Genomic DNA, 17,037 nt, shown 5'->3' on the forward strand with positions numbered 1-17,037 from the left:
ACGGCCACCCGGCCCATCGCGCTGCCCGCACCCCGAAAGACCATCCCGAGCCCACCCGATACCGAAGATCAGAATTCACGCGGTGGATCGAGGCTCAGGGCAGGTGTCCGCGTCGCCGCCGACCTCGACGCGCGCGGTGCGTCCGGCTCGCAGTAAGGCAGCGGCTTTGTCCCTCACTGTCGGGTCCACCTCGCCGTCGTCCAGGGTTCCGTGGGCGGTGCCGCCGTCACCGAGGACACACGACGTGCGCCCAAGGAGTTTCTCGGGACCGTCGACTATCTGTGCCACAGCCGTGGGCCTGCCCCGACGAACCTCGTCGAACGCGACGGCCAGGTGGGGCTGCGCTGCGGGGTCGATGCGCTGGATCAGGACGTCGAGTTCGCCGCCGCAGGTCAGTCCGACCGCCAAGGCGTCGTCGTCGGAGTAGCCGAACCAGGCGCGCTTGGGCTCGCCCTCTTCCTCGAGTACCTGCCGGCACAGCTCGTAGACGGCGCCCTCGACGCAGCCACCGGAGATGCTGCCGATCGCGTTGCCGTCCATATCCACCGCGACCGACGTACCGGCCGGCAGGGGGGCGCTGCCGTGGACATCGACGACGGTGGCCAGGGCGAAGAGGCGTGCCTCGCGGCACCAGCGGTGCAGTGTGTCCGCGATGTTCAACATGGGCCTGTCTCCGTGGGTGTGAGGAAGAGCCGCCGCCGCGCTCCACGGGGGCGGGAACACGGCGGCGGCCCTGGGAGGTCCGGCAGCCGGACGGGGGGACCGACTGCCGGACGGGCAGGGGGATGCCCTGGGCACTGGGCTGCTCCTCCATGGCCCAGGGCACCCCGGCTCAGATCAACGCCTCCGCCGTGATGGGCAGTTCACGGATGCGGCGGCCGGTGGCGTTGTAGACCGCGTTGGCGATGGCGGCCGCCACACCGACCTGGACGACCTCTCCGATCCCCTTGACACCGAGCGGGTCGGCATCGGGGTCCTCGCCCTCCAGGTAGATCGCCTTGAGGTCGGGGATGTCGGCGTTCACCGGCACGAGGTAGTCGGCGAGGCTCGCGTTCACGATCCGGCCTTCGCAGTGGTCGGTGACCGTGTGCTCCAGCAGCGCCTGGCCGATGCCGCCCACCATGCCGCCCAGCGCCTGGCTGTCCGCCAGCTTGGGGCTGACGATGCGGCCCACGTCGTACACCCCGAGCATCCGCCGCACCCGGACCAGGCCGAGCGTGGCGTCCACGCCCACCTCGGTGAAGACGGCGCCGTAGGAGAAGTACGAGTGCCGTGCGGGCTCCGGCGCCCCGGCGTAGGCGCCGACGGCCTCCAGGTGGGTGAGCTTGTTGCGGGTCAGCAGCCGCTGGTAGGTCTCGCCGCGGGTGGGGTTGCCCTGCACGTGCAGCCGGCCGCCGCGCACGACCACCTCCTCGGCCTTCACGCCGTACAGCGGCGACTGCTCGTCCTCGACGGCCAGCTTGATCGCCTGGCCGCGGACCTTGTTGCACCCGTCGAGGACGGCGGAGCCGACGACCGTCATGGTCATCGAGCCGCCGTGCGGCGGGGTCGGCGGGTAGAGGGAGTCGCCGAGCCGGAAGGTCACGTTGCGCATGGTCAGGCCGAGCGCGTCCGCGGCGACTTGGGTCTGCGAGGTGTAGGTGCCCGGTCCCATGTCGATGGTGGCGGCCTCGGCGACCGCGGTGCCGTCGGCGTCCAGGCGGACCCGGGCCTGCGCGGGGAAACGACCGGGGTCGTACACGGCCGCGGCCATACCGAGTCCGATCAGCCAGTCGCCGTCACGCGTTGAGCGGGGCTTGGGGTTGCGCCGGTCCCAGCCGAACTCCCTGGCGCCTACGGTGTAGCACTCGCGCAGCTTGCGGGTGGACCAGGGCAGGCCGTTCGACTCGTCCTCGGCCGGCTCGTTGCGCAGGCGCAGCTCGATCGGGTCGACGCCGAGCCGGTTCGCGAGCTCGTCCATGGCTGACTCGATGGCGAAGGACGCGTTCGCGAAGCCGGGGCCGCGCATGTACAGCGGGGTGTTCACGTCCAGCGGTACCTTCCGGTACGCCTGGCTGACGTTGGGCGTGCTGTAGAACATCTGGCCGGCAAGCATGATGGCCTCGTCGAACTTCTCGTACGACGAGGTCTCCGCGTCCATCTCGTGCACCATGGCGGTCAGCCGGCCCCGCCGGTCGCTGCCGAGGCGCAGGCGGTAGTCGTAGGAGGGCCGGAAGCCGGTGCCGAAGTACATCTGCCTGCGGGTCAGGACGACTTTGACGGGGCGTTTCATCTCGCGGGCGGCGAGGGCGGCGACCACGGTGTGCGGCCAGCAGCGCAGGCCGCTGCCGAAGCCGCCGCCGACGAACGGTGAGATGACCCGCACCGATTTCATGGGCAGGTCGAAGACTGTGGAAAGTTCGGTCTGGGTGCCCACCACCCACTGGGTCTTGTCCCACACGGTCAGCTTGTCGCCGTTCCAGCGGGCGATGGTGGCGTGCGTCTCCATGGGGTTCTGGTGGTTGCGCGCCATGCGGTAGTCGAGGTCCAGGCGCACCGCCGCGTCGCGCAGCCTGGCGGCGGCGTCACCGCGCGCGTACTTGGTCGGCTCGTCCGGTTTCGCCTCGGCCATGTCGGTCGAGGGTTTCTTCGCGTCGTAGCGGACCTTCACCAGGCTCGCGCCGTGCTGCGCGGCCTCCAGGGTGGTGGCGATGACGACGGCGACCGGCTGGCCGTGGAAGAGGACCTTGTCGTCCTGGAAGACCCGCAGCCGCCGGCCCTCGGGGTTGTTCGACCCGGGGTTGTCGAGGTACGGAAGCTTCGGCGCGTTGCGGTGATGGATCACCCGCAGTACGCCGGAGTGGGCCAGTGCGGCGTCCGCGTCGATGGACGTGATGCGGCCCAGGCCGACGCTGCTGTCGACGATGACCGCGTGCAGGACGTTCTCGACGTCGTGCTCGGCGGCGTAGAGGGCCTGGCCGGTAACCTTGAGCCGGCCGTCCACCCGGGACAGCGGGGCGCCGACGGCGGACCGGGGCTGGGGACTCACTTCGTACCTCCCACGACGCGCAGCTGACGCTCGACGGTCCGCTTGAGCAACTCGGGCTTGAACCGGTTGTACTGCAGAGGACGTGCCCCGTCGGCTGCCTTCTCCGCGGCGGCTGTCCAGAGGGCTGCGGAGGGGCGTTCGCCGACCAGGTGCCGTTCCACGGCGGGCAGTTTCCAGGGCACGGTGCCTACGCCTCCGGCGGCGACCTTGGCCTCGCGGATCACTCCGCCGCGTATGTGCAGGGCGACGGCTGCCGAGGTCAGGGCGAACTCGTAGGACTGCCGGTCACGCACCTTGAGGTAGCCCGACTTCAGCGGACGTGGCAGCGCGGGGATCTCGATCGCGGTGATCAGCTCGCCCTGTCGGATGGCCTGTTCACGGTTGGGGGTGCTACCGGGCCGTAGCAGGAAGTCGGTGCAGGGGATACGGCGCTCCCCGTCCGGGCCCAGCAGGTGCACGGTCGTCCAGGGCGGCGAACGCCACGGCGACGTCGGAAGGATGGGTGGCCACGCAGGAGTCGGAGGTGCCGAGGATCGCGTGGGTGCGATTGTGGCCCTTCAGCGCGGCACAACCTGAGCCGGGCTCGCGCTTGTTACACGCGGCGGTCACGTCACGGAAGTAGGTGCAGCGGGTGCGCTGCATGATGTTGCCGCCGATGGTCGCCATGTTCCGCAGCTGGGCGGACGCACTCAGCTCCAGCGACTCGGAGATCACGGGATACAGGGCGCGCACCTTGGGGTGAGCGGCAGCTTCGGCCATCCGCACCAGGGCACCGATGCGCAGTCCACCTCCCTCGGTGGCTCTGACCTCGCGCAGCGGCAGGCCGCTGATGTCGACCAGGCTCTCGGGGCGTTCCACGGTCTCGCGCATCAGGTCGACGAGGGTGGTGCCCCCGGCGATGTAACGGCCGCCGCGGCGACCGGCGTCGAGGGCCTCACGCGTGTCGGCGGCACGGGTGTAGGAGAAGGGATACATGGCGGCCGCACCTCTACTTCCGGCCCGCGGTCTGCTCGACCGCGCGCACGATCTTCACGTAACAGCCGCAGCGGCAGATGTTGCCGCTCATCCACTCCCGGATCTCCTCCGGGGATCCGGTGTGGCCCTCCTTGATGCACCCGACGCCGGACATGATCTGGCCGGGGGTGCAGTAGCCGCACTGGAAGGCATCCTCGTCGATGAACGCCTGCTGCAGCGGATGCAGTCGGTCGCCGTCGGCGAGGCCCTCGATCGTGGTGACCTCGACGCCCTCCAGACGCACCGCGAGCGTCAGGCAGGCGTTGTGGCGCTGCCCGTCCACCAGCACCGTGCACGCCCCGCACGCTCCGGCGTTGCAGCCCTTCTTGGAGCCGGTGAGACCGAAGTGCTCGCGCAGCAGGTCCAGAAGCGAGGTGCGGTTGTCCACGGTCACCGTCCGCCGGGTGCCGTTCACCGTCAGGGACACACGGCTGGCAGGCGCCACGGCAGCCGCCGCTTCCTCCGAGCCGACGAGGACGGAGCCTCCGATCACGCCGCCCGCGAGGGCCACGCCACCGACCGCGGTGGTGGCGATGAAGGTCCGCCGAGTGGGCGCCGAGGAGGGATCGCCCGGTTCAATGGGCGGTGGAACAGCAGACACAGTTTCACTGGACATGGGTACGCCTTCGCATCGCTGGGCGGATCAGCCGCGACTGCGGCTGGGCAGGAGGAGGTGTCGTCGTTAGCAGGGGGCGTTTTGTGCGTCGTCATGAGGCGGAGTGGTGACGGATTCCCGGGGAGAGGATGGGGCGGGAAGAATCCGGCTGCTGAGCCCAGGTCCCGGGGCCGCCCCCCTCTCCCGTTCTTGTCCCGAGGTCAGTTGTTGACGAGAACCTTGAGGCTCTTGCGGCCGGCCACGGCTTGGTAAACCGGCCGGGGCGCCGTCGAGGATGTCGGGCATCAGTTCCGCAACGCAGGCCCGCACCGGCACCGGGCCGCAGTTGGTGCTCACGGGAGGTTCTTGGTGAAGGACTCCTCCAGCTTGTCGAACGGAATCAGGTCCGTCTTGTCGTAGAGGTCCACGTGTCCGGCGCCGGGGACGGAGTGAAGGTCGGCCCTTGTTGTCTCCTGTACGGTGCTGGCTCTGCGGCCGGCCTCACACCTCAGTGGGCGGTGAAGCCGCCATCGACGGGGAGAGCGGTGGCGGTGACGAAGCTGGAGCCGGGGCTGCACAGCCACAGGACGGCCGCTGCGACCTCGTCCGCTGCACCCAGGCGGCCGATGGGCTGTTCCTTGAGGATCGCGGCCATGGCCTCGGCCTGGTTCTCGACCATGTCGGCGACCATCGGGGTCTCGATGACGCCGGGGCACACGGCGTTGATGCGGATGCCCCGGGGCGCGTACTCGACCGCGGCGCTGCGGGTCAGGCCGATGACGCCGTGCTTGGAGGCGTGGTAGGCCGCACGCTCGGGCAGCCCCACGAGCCCGCCCAGGGACGAGCAGTTGACGATGGCGCCGCTGCCCTGTTCGCGCATCTGCCGCAGTTCGTGCTTCATCGCCGCCCAGACGCCGCGCAGGTTGACGGCGTTGACCCGGTCGAAGTTCTCGGCCGTCTCGTCGGCCGCGTCGGTCGGCGGCACCTGGATGCCGGCGTTGTTGAACGCCATGTCCAGGCGGCCGTACTCCGTCACCGCGGCCCGCACTGCCGCTTCCACTTGCTGTTCGTCGGTGACGTCGCAGACGACACCTATCGCCCGCCCCGCGCGGCCGGTGATCTCTTCGGCTGCTTTGTGGACGGCATCGTGGTCGCGGTCGGCCAGAACCACGGCAGCGCCGGAGTCGGCGAAGGCGCGAGCGGCTGCCAGGCCCATGCCGGAGGCGGCGCCGGTGATGAGGGCCACCTGCCCGGAGAAGTCGTAAGTGGGGTTCATGGGGGTTCTCCCGTCGAGATCAAAATGGGGGTGCGCAATCCTGCCCGGGATGTTCGAGTCCCGGGCGAGAGCAACTGGGACCGGTGAGTGAGGGGTCAGGGCTTGAGCAGGGTCTTGATGGCGCGGCGCTCGTCCATCGCCTTGAATCCCTCAGCGGCCTCATCGAGTGGGAGGGTGAGGTCGAAGACCTTGCCCGGGTCGATCTCGCGGTCCCAGATGAGCTGGATCAGCTCGGGCAGGAACCGGCGCACCGGAGCGGGGCCGCCGTGCAGGTGCACCTCGGCGAAGAACACCTCCTCGCCCGGAAGCTCCACGCCGTGGGCCACGCCCACGTATCCCACGTGTCCGCCGGGGCGGGTGGAGCGGATGGCCTGCATCATCGATTCCTGAGTGCCGACGGCCTCGATCACGCTGTGGGCGCCGTAGCCGCCGGTGAGTTCCTTGATCCTGGCCACGCCCTCGTCACCGCGCTCCTCGACGATGTCCGTCGCGCCGAACTCGCGGGCGAGCTGCTGTCGCGACGCGTGCCGCGACATCGCGATGATCCGCTCCGCGCCCAGCTGCTTCGCGGCCAGGACGGCGAGCAGGCCCACGGCTCCGTCACCGACCACGGCCACGGTCTTGCCCGGCCCGACCTCGGCGGCCACGGCGCCGAACCAGCCCGTTCCGAGCACGTCGGAGGCGGCCAGCAGCGAGGGGATCAGGTCGTCGTCCGGCATTCCAGGGGTGGCCACGAGGGTGCCGTCGGCCAGCGGCACCCGCAAGTACTCCGACTGCGCCCCGCCGGCCCCGACGAACTCGGCATGCGCGCACCGTGACTGGTAGCCCGCCTCACAGATCTCACAGGTGTTGTCCGAGGCGAAGAACGACCCGACGACGAAGTCACCGACCTTGATGTTCTTGACCTCGGCGCCGATCTCGGTGACCACGCCGACGTACTCGTGCCCCGCCGGGGTGGGCTGCGTCACCTCGTTGACGCCACGGTAATCCCACAGGTCAGATCCGCACACGCACGTCGCAGACACACGGATGATCGCATCCGTCGGTGCGGTGATCGCGGGGTGCTCACGTTCTTCCACCCGGACATCGCCCGGGGCATACAGGACAGCTCCACGCATTGGCAAACATCCCTTTCAGACGGCTTTGCTGGGTTGCCCATCGACCGTCCCTCGCCGCGCGGATGCCTGCCAGGCACTCTCAGGGACCCCCACACCAGGAACACGCGTCCTAGCCTGGGAGCCATGGAGTTTCAGCAGGAGATCAGGGGCTTCCTCATGAGCCGCAGGGCGCGGATCACGCCCGAGCAGGCCGGGCTGCCTTACGTCGGAGGCAACCGCCGCGTCACAGGACTGCGGCGCGAGGAAGTCGCGATGCTCGCCGGCCTCAGCGTCGAGTACTACACCCGCATCGAGCGCGGCCAGCTCGGTGGCGCGTCCGAGAGCGTCCTCGACTCCATCGCCCGTGCGTTGCAACTCGACGACGACGAGCGCGCCCACCTGTACGACCTGGCACGCAACGTCGCGCCCGGCGCACGCCGCAAGCGCCCCCAGCGCACCTCCCCCATCACCGCGTCCGTGCAGCAGGTCCTCGAGTCCATGAGGGTGCCCGCCGTCGTCCAGGACGGCCGCCTCAATCTCCTCGCGGCCAACGACCTGGGGCGTGCGCTGTACGCCGACCTGTTCACCATGGCCCAGCAGCCACCGAACATCGCCAGATACGTGTTCCTCGACCCATGTGCGGACGCCTACTACACCGACCTCGACGAGGCGAAGGACCAAGTGGTCGCGATACTTCGCGCGACCGCCGGGCGCGACCCGCTGGACAAGCAGCTGACCGGACTCATCGGCGAGCTCTCCACCCGCAGCACCGATTTCAACACCCGCTGGGCCAAGCACAATGTGCGCCGCCACTCACGCGGGCGCAAGGTCGTCCACCACCCGGCCGTCGGCACGATGACCCTCGCGTACGACGACTTCGCCCTGCCCGGCGACCCGCACGTCTCCATCACCACCTACACCGCGGATCCCGGCACCCCCAGCGCCGACGCACTCACCCTGCTGGCGGCCTGGGCAGAAACGCAGAAGCAGCCGCAGAACGCCAACGATGAGGTACGCCGAACCCGCCCCCGTCACCCCTAGCTGTTGGACGCGCACGGCCGGTCACCTCCGGTCGGTCGTGGTTCATCAATGTGCTCCGGGTAGCGTCTGCAGCGCCACACGCAACCAGGGCGGCACCCTCGACCTGCACGCCGACAACGGCCAGGTCGCCCTACGCGAAGCCGGCCTGCTCGACGAGTTCTTCACACTGGCCCGCCCCGAAGGCCAGGAAATGCGCCAGATGGACCCGAGCGGCACGCTCACGTCCCATCAAGTCCCGGAGGCCGACGAGCTGTTCAAGCCGGAAATCGACCGCGGCCAGCTGCGCAACCTGCTGCTCGACTCCGTACAGCCGGGAACCGTGCACTGGGGCCGCGCCCTCGACACGATCAGCGGCCCCGCCGACGGGCCGCCGTGGTTGCACTTCGCCGACGGCACGAGCATCGAGACCGATCTGGTCATCGGCGCCGACGGCGCCTCCTCCCGGGCGCGCCCGGCCGTGTCCCCCGCCGTCCCCAGGTACACCGGGGTGAGCTTTCTGGAGGCATGGTTCGCCGACATCGAGAACCGGCACCCGGACATCGCCGAGCTGGCCGGCCAGGGCAGCGCGCACGCAGCCGACAGCGAGCGCGGCCTGTTCGCCCAGCGCAACAGCGGAAACCACATCCGCGTCTACATCGTCCAAAGAGTCCCAGTCGACTGGATCAGCGCGAGTGGCCTGACCGTCGAGGACACCGACGGCATCCGCGCCGTGCTACTCGACGAGTACGCCCGCTGGTCGCCCCGCATGCGCCAGATGATCACCGAAAACGACGGCCCCTATGTGGACCGCCCGATCTTCGCTCTCCCGGTCCCGCACATCTGGGAACACACCCGACGGTGACCCTGCTCGGTGACGCCGCCCACCTCATGCCCCCGCTCGGCGTCGGCGTCAACCTCGCCATGCTCGACGCCGGCGAACTCGCCCTCGCTCTCGCGAACGCCTCCACCCTCGACCACGCGATCCGCACCTACGAGAAGACCATGCTCCCCCGCTCCACCGAGACGGCCAAGGCCCTCGAAGGCGGCGCCGAACATCTGCTGTCCGCCGATGTGCCCGACTTCGGCAGCGACAACGACGCCCGGCCCTGAGGATCGGGGGCAGAGTGAGGTCTTCAGCCGTCGCCGGCAGATGATGGCGCAGCCGAGAGTAATGAATGAGCTGGGTGACGCCATGGCGGTTTCCGCCTGTCAGCGGCGGCGAGTGGGATGCCGTGGGCTTCCACGATCACGTGGTGCTTGCTGCCGGCCCTGCCTCGGTCCACCGGAGAGGGCCCGGTCTTCGCAACCGCCCCTCATCGCCCGCAGGTGCGAGCCGTCGACCGCGGCCCGGGAGAAGTCCAGCAGGTCGGCCGCCCGCAACTCGGCGAGCAGCAGCTCGTGCAGGGCCTGCCACACCCCGGGCCTGGTGCCAGTCCCGCAGTCTGCGCCGGCACCTACTCCCCGAGCCGTACCCCAGTTCGTTGGGCAGGAACTCCCAGGGGACCCCGTATCCCTCACGATCAGGCGCACCTTCCTCGCCTCAGCCGCCGCAGTCGCGGCGGTGGGCGCCATCGCAGCCCCCCGCGCGTCAGCCACACCGGCCCGCATCTGCCTGACCCGGAAGGGACACCGGGCCGTCGTCATCGGTTCGGGCTTCGGAAGCGGGGGGCTCGGCGCTCCAGCCGGCGCAGTCCAGCATCCAGGTGACCGTCCTGGGGCGGACGGCACTGGGCGACCGGCTCGGACGCTGAGACGGGCGCGCTGAAGCAGGTCTGGGGGCGGCAGGGAGCGGATCGCCGCGGTGATTAATATCGTCCCATGTCGAAGCCTGACGAACTGCTTGTTGACGTTGCCGCCTTGGTGGAGTCCGGGAAAAGCAATCAGATGTCTCTGACCGTGGTCGCCGGTGGTGCTGTCATCACCGGTCGGCTGGCTCCCGAAGCCGTCTGGAGGGAGCGGGTGTCGGAGGTTCTGGCGGACTCGGCCCGCCTGAGCGATTTTTCCGCCGTGTTCACCGCTGCGCCGCGCGAAGAGGGGCCGCCCACGCATCTGCATTTCCATGTGGCGCGGATTCTGCAGGGCACGGTGGGAATCCCGGAGTCGGGTGGGATGTACCGCGTGGCGATCGAGGACGTCAGTGCCTGGACCGTGGGCGACTTCAGCTACTCCGACCACTGACCCACTGCCGCTCCGAGAAACCTTCGGTACGCGGTGAGGGTCCGACCGGCGCCTCCCGGTCGGACCCTCACCGCTGCTTGGCCGGCGCTCGCGCCTGCTCGTCCGTCAGGCTGCCACAGGGGCTCCGAGCATCTCGGAAGCCTGTTGCATCGGGTTGAGAACCCCTGTGGGCGCGGCGGCCTGGGGAAGGCCACGGCAGGTGAAGCCGAGCCGGGTCATGGCCCGGAGGACTTCGGCGGCGCTGAAGTCGCGGCGGTCCTGGCGTGTGATGACCTGGCCGACCTGCTTGACGGGGTAGGTACGGCGGCCGATGATCACGGACTCGCCGAGAGCCTGCTCGGGCTTGACTCCCTTCATCGATTCCAGGACGCCGCTCTTGGTGAGGTCGAACGGGAAGCGGGCGATGACACAGCGCATGATGCCTCACAGGGAGAAGAACGAAGGGGGATGATTCTTCCGCGGTTGCGGCGGTTCAGCGGGCAAGGGCGAGGACGCCCAAGGCGCTGCCCTGTTCGTCGACCACAGGCAGGGCATCGACCTGGCGATGGCGCATCGTGTGCTCGGCTTCGGCCATGGTGCTCGCGGGCGAGGTGAACGGCCCCCGATCGCCGAGGACGTCCCGCAGCTGGACCCGGTCCGTGTACGCGGAGCCGTCGCGGACTGCGGTGAGCTGGGCCTGAGTGACCAGTCCGGTGCACACTCCGTCGCTGTCACAGAGAAGCAGGTGCCCAGTGCGGGCGCTGGCCATGACGGACAGGGCCACCTCGACGGTCATGTCGTCACAGACCTGCGGTCCGGCGGTGTCCATGGCGTCGGCCACCGTCCGGTGCACGGGGGTGGCACTCGTCGAGCACGGCTGCAACTGAACCATCGTCAAAGGGTGCCTCCTGCAGTAGTGGGTCAGCTTCCTGATCACAAAGTCTTCAGGCCGCCGCGTTGGAGGAGGACTGCCGCCGCCCGGTCATGCGCCGCGCAGCCGAAGCGGGGCTCCGTCGGCCGCGTGAGGACGCACTGCGCTGACGGCGCTCGGTCACCGGAGCGGTGATCGTCACGGGGATGCCGGAGGGGGTCTGGGCGCCGGTGATCCGACTGAGTGCCTCCTCGCCGGAGCGAACCTGTGTGGTCTCGGGCACGATGCCGGCAGCCGTCATGAGGCGGGTCATGTTGCGGCGCTCGTTGGGGGTGACCAGGGTGACGACGCTGCCGGACTCCCCGGCCCGCGCGGTGCGGCCGCCGCGGTGGAGGTAGTCCTTGTGGTCGGTCGGCGGGTCGACGTTGACGACGAGGTCGAGGTTGTCGACGTGGATGCCGCGGGCGGCGACGTTCGTCGCCACGAGCACGGTGACGTGCCCGGTCTTGAACTGGGCCAGGGTCCGGGTGCGCTGCGGCTGCGACTTCCCGCCGTGCAGGGCGGCGGCCCTGACACCGCAGTTCAGCAGGTCCTGCGTCAGCCGGTCGACGGCGTGCTTGGTGTCCAGGAACATGATCACCCGGCCCTCGCGCGCCGCGATCTGCGTGGTCGTCCGGTGCTTGTCGGCGCCGTGGACGTGCAGCACATGATGTTCCATCGTGGTGACCGCGCCTGCGGACGGGTCGACGGAGTGGACAACGGGGTCGGTGAGGTAGCGGCGGACCAGGCGGTCGACATTGCGGTCGAGGGTGGCCGAGAACAGCATCCGCTGCCCCTCGGGGCGGACCTGGTCCAAGAGCGCGGTGACCTGGGGCATGAAGCCCATGTCGGCCATCTGATCGGCCTCGTCCAGGACGGTGATCGCGACCTGGTTCAGCCGGCACTCCCCGCGGTCGATGAGGTCCTTGAGCCGGCCCGGCGTCGCGACGACGACCTCGGCGCCACCGCGCAGCACATGGGCCTGCCTGCCGATCGACATTCCGCCGACGACGGTGGCCAGGCGCAGCTTCACCGAGCGGGCATAGGGGGTGAGTGCGTCGGTGACCTGCTGGGCCAACTCACGCGTCGGCACCAGGACCAGAGCCAGCGGCTGGCGGGGCTCGGCGCGCCGTCCGGCGGTGCGGGCCAGCAAGGCCAGGCCGAAGGCGAGGGTCTTGCCGGACCCGGTGCGCCCACGCCCCAAGGCGTCGCGGCCCGCGAGGGTGTTGGGCAGGGTCGCGCCTTGGATCGGGAAGGGGACGCTCACGCCTTGCGCCGTCAGCGCGGCCAGCAGCGGCCCTGGCATGTCGAGATCGGCGAACGCCTCGACCGCGGGCAGCGCGGGAGTGATCGTCTCCGGCAAGCTGAACTCGCCCTGAACCGCTGCGGGCCGCCGCCCCTGGCCGCCCGAACGGCTCGGACCCCCTGAACGGCTCGGGGCGGACGCGCCGAAGCGGCCACCCCGCCTCGAACCGGCGCCGGAGCCGAAAGCGGGGCCCTCGGTCCGGCGGGGACGGGAGGAGCGGCCGTTCGTACGTGTGGGGTTCATCGAGAACCTTCCTTGATACGCGGCACGTATCAAGGAATTCCCGCAGCAGAAGATCAGCGCGGGGAATCACAAGAACGGGCCGAATGGAATGCGAAAAAGAATCTGACTTGCAGTGAATTCAGCGTGAGACGCCAAGGACGACGCGAGCGACGCCACATGGACGTGAACCCCCCGACGTCGACCGCTTGCAGCTCCGAAGAGGCGCGAATCCCCGGAGAAATAGATACGAGCAGTGTCCAGGTGACACCACTACGGGAAAAGCCCCGTAGCTGGGGCCCGCACCCCGAGGGATGCGGGCCCCAGCTACGAAGTGCGCGTCGCCGTCAGACGAGAACGATGTTCTCGGCCGTCGGGCCCTTCTGGCCCGGCGCGATGTCGAAGGTGACCTTCTGGCCTTCGAGCAACTCGCGGAAGCCCTCGGCGGCGATGTTCGAGAAGTGGGCGAACACGTCAGCGCCCCCAGCGTCCTGCTCGATGAAACCGAAACCCTTGGCTGCGTTGAACCACTTCACGGTGCCTGACGCCACGATACATCTCCTTTGGGGCAGTACGCCGGGACCCGCGATGCGGATACCGGGTCGCCGCGATGTTGCCCCGTCCGGAAATTGACCGGCAATACGAAAAGCTTCCAATGGCCGGGAAATGCCGGCGAAGGTGCTTGAAGTTTTGGGAACCACAACTGCAACTGAGATCGACAGTAGCACGAGGTAGCGGCCCATGTACGTTAAATATCCCCGCTCCGCCAGATGCGGCAAATACACTCAGCTCATGGCGCGCCAAACCCTTACCTCACGGTCATAGATATTGGCCCGTCCGAAGTGCAGCGTTTCAGGAGGAGCGGACGCTGTTCCCGGCTCCAGGGCCACAACTATTCCTTTGGTACCGCCCTGCGCGGTCTCGACACAGATCGGGACCGTCCAAGATCCGGCCCACCTGGAGGCCGGCCTACTGTTGGAGTGCGCAGGCGGACAGCAAGAACCGCACGGGGGCTGCCGTACGCTCCGAACGCGGGCGGGAAGGTCAGAAGCCGAAGCCCTTTTCCGCGTTGAACCACGTCACAGTTCCCGTAGCCAAGTCTCATGCGTTCCAGTCGATGTACGCCTCCGACAACGTGCCGGAGGCGTAGGTGTTCGCCCCGGTTCCTGCGGCACAGCACAGCAGAACGCCCACGCCGATGACGTGGGCGAAGGAGAACTTCCGAACCATGACAGCTGACGCAGACGCTCGACACCCATACACCCTGTCACCAGAGGAAACGACCCACGCGTCACACCCCGACTGGAGTGAGTGAGGCCCGCCGGTACGCGGCAGGCGCACCGTCTCAGGCCGCGGACCCTTCCGCCGATTCGGCGGCGCGGCGGTACGCGGCGTTGATGCGCTGGGCTTCTTCGAGCTGGTCTTCGAGGATGACGATGCGGCAGGCGGCTTCGATGGGCGTGCCGAGGTCGACGAGTTCGCGCGCGCGGGCGGCGATGCGCAGTTGGTAGCGGGAGTAGCGGCGGTGGCCGCCCGCGGAGCGCAGTGGGGTGATGAGGCGGGCTTCGCCGACGGCGCGGAGGAAGCCCTGGGTGGTGCCGAGCATCTCAGCGGCCCGACCCATGGTGTAGGCGGGGTAGTCGTCGTCATCGAGACGTCCGAACGAGTCGTCTGCTGTCATTGCACCTCTCTGTGAAACGCGTGGAGGGGTCCTGGTGCCATGTGGCACCAGGACCCCGAAGGAACTACTACACCATCTGCCGGCCCTGATACTGCGCCGACCTTCTGCTTCCGCTGCCCCGACCGAGCTGCTGTCGGGTATACGGGGATCGCGGTTGCTTGACCGGAGACCACCTCGCTATCGATGTCCTGCGGTACCCGGGCCCAAGAATTCCACCCGGGCGATCCTGATGGCGCCTGGCTCCTCCGTTCTTTCCCTCTAAATGAACTACTCACCAAGCGGAACTGCCTACTGCTGATTACGCGAACTACTGGTGGCCTTCAACAGCGCCACTCTCCGGCAGCCAGCCCCATCGCCCGTCTTGCATCTGCTCTGGCTTGGAACCCCACTGCCGAACCTCCCGGCACGCGCGCCCGCAGCCGACGCCTTTACCGAGGAACCACTGACAACCGCACTGCTGGTACTGCGAACTGCACTTGCGGTACTACTCACGGCGGCCCCTGACCACTGCGGGCCACCCGGTCCGGTCGTCAGCCCCGTCGCCGTCCTGCAACAACCCTGGCTTCAGAACTCCACCACCGCACCGTCCTGCGAAACGCACTTGCTGGCACTTCTGCCCGGCAGTTCGTCTCTGCCGGGCCTTGCTTGATCTCGGCTACGAGAGAAACCATAACCACACCACCATTCAATGTCTACTCAGGCCAACATAGATTTTCGTTTTCCAGGAAGAGAGATGGTCGACCTCGGCCGTAGAAGGGGCACGCTCCACTCCAGCCGGGGACACCCGCTCCGAGCAGCGCCGATACGCAGCATCGACGCCGCGAACACCGCACCCTCCCCATCTGACTGCGTGGATGACCGGCCGTACACGCTCGACAGCCCGGGGACCTCGTGTGGTTGACGCTCCGCAGGCCGGGGCCACAAGCACCTGACAAACCGGACCAGGGATGGACAAACCAGAGACCAGAGTGACCTGATGGACACGATGAGCTTCGACGTCGCAACCCTCCGCTCCGCGACATCCGTTGCCGACGCATGTGAGGGCGCCTGGGAAATCCTCGAAGGGCGGTGCGGGGTATTGCCGACGAGGCGGAACGAGTGCGTCAGAACCGCAGCCTCACCAGCATCCTCTTCCTGCTGTACGGCGGAGTGTTGGCGGACCGGCTGCCGCGCGGCCCGCTGCTGGTCGGCAGCAGCGTGGTCAGCGCCGCGAGCCAGGCGATGGTCGCCGCCCCGGTCCTCACCCACAGCGCCGCCATCCCCCTGCTCATGGTGCTCGCCGCGGCCAACGGGGCGTCAAGTTCCTGCTACCAGCCCACCGCCCAGGCCCTGCTGCCCCAGACCGTGCCGACCGAGTCCCGCCGCACCGCTCTCGCGCTCTCCCGGATCGCGGGCAGCAGCGCGATGATGCTGGGCGCCTCGCTGGGCGGCGTACTGATCGCCGCGGTCGGCCCAGGCTGGGGCCTGGCCGTCGACGCGCTCAGCTTTGCGCTCGCCGCCGCATCCTTCGCGCTGGTCCGCGTCCAGGTCGCGCCGCCCGAGCCCAGGTCCGGCCTGGTGCATGAACTGCGCGTCGGCTGGCGGGAGTTCACCGCCCGCTGCTGGGTGTGGCTGATCGTGGGGGCCTTCTGCCTCCTCAACGCCGGCATCACCGTCTCGTTCACCGTCCTCGGCCCGGCCGTCGCCGACACCACCGGGATCGGCCGCACCGGCTGGGGCCTGGCTGTCGCCGCGTCCTCGCTCGGCGCGGTCGCTGGCGGCGTACTGTCGCTGAGCTGGAGGCCCCGGCGCGCGATCCTGGTCGGCTGCGCGCTGATGGGTCTGACGGCGATGCCCCCGCTGGTGCTCGCGCTCGCCCCGTATACCAGGGTGCTGGTCCTGGCCAACTTCGTGGGCGGGCGTGGGCGTCAAACAGGCCAGCGTCGCCTGGTACTCGACCCTCAACGAGCAGATCCCCGACGACCGCCTTGCCCGCGTCTACGCCAACGACAACCTCCGCTCCTACCTCACGCTTCCGCTCGCCCAGTTCGCCGCCAGACCCGCCGTATGAACCGCCCCGGTTCGAATGGAGACTCGATTCCATGTAAGGATCAGAGTCATGGCACGTCCCTCCTCCTACCCGCCTGAGCTGCGCAAGCGCGCAGTGCGCATGGTCGCCGAGGTCCGCGGTGACTACCCGAACGAGTCCGCCGCGATCAATGCGGTCATGACGAAGCTGGGCATCGGCTCGCGCGAGACGCTGCGCAAGTGGGTTCGGCAGGACCAGATCGACTCCGGACAGCGTCCGGGGACGACGACGGAGGAGTCCGAGCAGATCAAGGCGATGAAGAAGGAGATCGCCGAACTCAGGCGGGCCAACGAGATCCTGAAGGCCGCGGCGAGTTTCTTCGCGGCCGAGCTCGACCGGCCACATCTGCGCTCGTAGCGTTCATCGACGAGCACCGAGACCGCTTCGGCGGCGTCGAGCCGATCTGCCGCGTGCTGACCCAGCACGGCTGCAAGATCGCCCTCTCCACCTACTACGCCTGCAAGAAACGCCTCACGTCGCCCTCGCCGCGATCGGTGCGGGACGAGGAACTCAAGACCCTGATCAAGGAGGTCCACGAGACCAACTACCGCGTATACGGGGCCCGGAAGATCTGGCGGGCACTGAACCGGCAGGGCCATGACGTGGCCCGCTGCACCGTCGAACGCCTGATGCGCGAGATCGGCATCGCCGGCGCGGTGCGCGGCA

At 68.8% G+C, this 17,037-nt stretch carries 13 protein-coding genes and 5 pseudogenes; 5 read left to right on the forward strand and 13 right to left on the reverse strand.

From position 1 onward, the window contains the following. Positions 1-93: 93 nt before the first annotated feature. The 6 genes and pseudogenes from ABTY98_RS41220 to ABTY98_RS41245 form a co-directional block, all read right to left on the reverse strand. Positions 94-663: pseudogene (locus tag ABTY98_RS41220) on the reverse strand (XdhC family protein); the annotation flags it as partial. A gap of 169 nt (positions 664-832) precedes the next feature. Continuing rightward, entirely contained in the window at positions 833-3,028 is a 2,196-nt protein-coding gene (locus ABTY98_RS41225; protein ID WP_352226312.1) for a xanthine dehydrogenase family protein molybdopterin-binding subunit, read from the reverse strand. Continuing rightward, positions 3,025-4,003 (reverse strand): annotated as a pseudogene (locus ABTY98_RS41230) (FAD binding domain-containing protein). The gene ABTY98_RS41225 and the pseudogene ABTY98_RS41230 overlap by 4 nt, the downstream one beginning before the upstream one ends. Positions 4,004-4,016: 13 nt before the next feature. Next, on the reverse strand, positions 4,017-4,658 hold the full coding sequence (locus ABTY98_RS41235; RefSeq protein ID WP_352226313.1) for a (2Fe-2S)-binding protein: 642 nt from the start codon (positions 4,656-4,658) through the stop codon (positions 4,017-4,019). Between the two features lie 487 nt (positions 4,659-5,145). Continuing rightward, positions 5,146-5,913, reverse strand: coding sequence for an SDR family NAD(P)-dependent oxidoreductase (locus ABTY98_RS41240; protein ID WP_352226314.1), 768 nt, complete (start codon positions 5,911-5,913; stop codon positions 5,146-5,148). 95 nt (positions 5,914-6,008) lie between these two features. Next, complete coding sequence (locus ABTY98_RS41245; protein ID WP_352226315.1) at positions 6,009-7,031, reverse strand: zinc-dependent alcohol dehydrogenase family protein; 1,023 nt, start codon at positions 7,029-7,031, stop codon at positions 6,009-6,011. A gap of 123 nt (positions 7,032-7,154) precedes the next feature. On the opposite strand from ABTY98_RS41245, the gene ABTY98_RS41250 reads away from it, so the two are divergent. Continuing rightward, a complete protein-coding gene (locus ABTY98_RS41250) occupies positions 7,155-8,051 on the forward strand; it encodes a helix-turn-helix transcriptional regulator (RefSeq protein WP_352226316.1) in 897 nt (298 codons plus the stop codon). Then, positions 8,017-9,140: pseudogene (locus tag ABTY98_RS41255) on the forward strand (FAD-dependent oxidoreductase). Before ABTY98_RS41250 ends, ABTY98_RS41255 begins: the two are co-directional and overlap by 35 nt. Positions 9,141-9,204: 64 nt before the next feature. Here the strand turns inward: ABTY98_RS41255 and ABTY98_RS41260 are convergent. Then, a pseudogene (locus tag ABTY98_RS41260) lies at positions 9,205-9,537 on the reverse strand (transposase); the annotation flags it as partial. Positions 9,538-9,848: 311 nt separating this feature from the next. Between ABTY98_RS41260 and ABTY98_RS41265 the strand changes: the two are divergent. Beyond that, on the forward strand, positions 9,849-10,208 hold the full coding sequence (locus ABTY98_RS41265; protein ID WP_352226317.1) for a hypothetical protein: 360 nt from the start codon (positions 9,849-9,851) through the stop codon (positions 10,206-10,208). A gap of 105 nt (positions 10,209-10,313) precedes the next feature. On the opposite strand, the gene ABTY98_RS41270 is transcribed toward ABTY98_RS41265, so the two are convergent. The 6 genes from ABTY98_RS41270 to ABTY98_RS41295 form a co-directional block, all read right to left on the reverse strand. Then, positions 10,314-10,625 (reverse strand): SCO5918 family protein, encoded by a 312-nt coding sequence (locus ABTY98_RS41270; RefSeq protein ID WP_352226318.1) that lies wholly within the window; start codon positions 10,623-10,625, stop codon positions 10,314-10,316. A gap of 55 nt (positions 10,626-10,680) precedes the next feature. Beyond that, on the reverse strand, positions 10,681-11,085 hold the full coding sequence (locus tag ABTY98_RS41275) for a CBS domain-containing protein (protein ID WP_352226319.1): 405 nt from the start codon (positions 11,083-11,085) through the stop codon (positions 10,681-10,683). A gap of 46 nt (positions 11,086-11,131) precedes the next feature. Further along, on the reverse strand, positions 11,132-12,646 hold the full coding sequence (locus ABTY98_RS41280; RefSeq protein ID WP_352226320.1) for a DEAD/DEAH box helicase: 1,515 nt from the start codon (positions 12,644-12,646) through the stop codon (positions 11,132-11,134). Positions 12,647-12,969: 323 nt separating this feature from the next. Further along, positions 12,970-13,173, reverse strand: a complete 204-nt coding sequence (locus ABTY98_RS41285) for a cold-shock protein (RefSeq protein WP_352226321.1) — start codon at positions 13,171-13,173, stop codon at positions 12,970-12,972. Positions 13,174-13,723: 550 nt separating this feature from the next. Then, positions 13,724-13,852, reverse strand: coding sequence for a hypothetical protein (locus tag ABTY98_RS41290; RefSeq protein ID WP_352226322.1), 129 nt, complete (start codon positions 13,850-13,852; stop codon positions 13,724-13,726). A 115-nt stretch (positions 13,853-13,967) separates the two neighbouring features. Beyond that, positions 13,968-14,303: a MerR family transcriptional regulator gene (locus tag ABTY98_RS41295; protein ID WP_352226323.1), complete on the reverse strand. Its 336-nt coding sequence runs from the start codon at positions 14,301-14,303 to the stop codon at positions 13,968-13,970. Between the two features lie 1,098 nt (positions 14,304-15,401). Here ABTY98_RS41295 and ABTY98_RS41300 point away from each other — a divergent pair. Both ABTY98_RS41300 and ABTY98_RS42450 read left to right on the forward strand, forming a co-directional pair. Then, the gene (locus ABTY98_RS41300; RefSeq protein WP_352226324.1) at positions 15,402-16,430 is read left to right on the forward strand and encodes an MFS transporter; all 1,029 of its coding nucleotides are present in this window, start codon (positions 15,402-15,404) and stop codon (positions 16,428-16,430) included. Beyond that, positions 16,402-17,037, forward strand: a pseudogene (locus ABTY98_RS42450) (IS3 family transposase); the annotation flags it as partial. The gene ABTY98_RS41300 and the pseudogene ABTY98_RS42450, both read left to right, overlap by 29 nt.

This window comes from Streptomyces sp. NPDC096040 (genome assembly GCF_040303265.1).
In the GTDB taxonomy this organism is placed as follows: domain Bacteria; phylum Actinomycetota; class Actinomycetes; order Streptomycetales; family Streptomycetaceae; genus Streptomyces.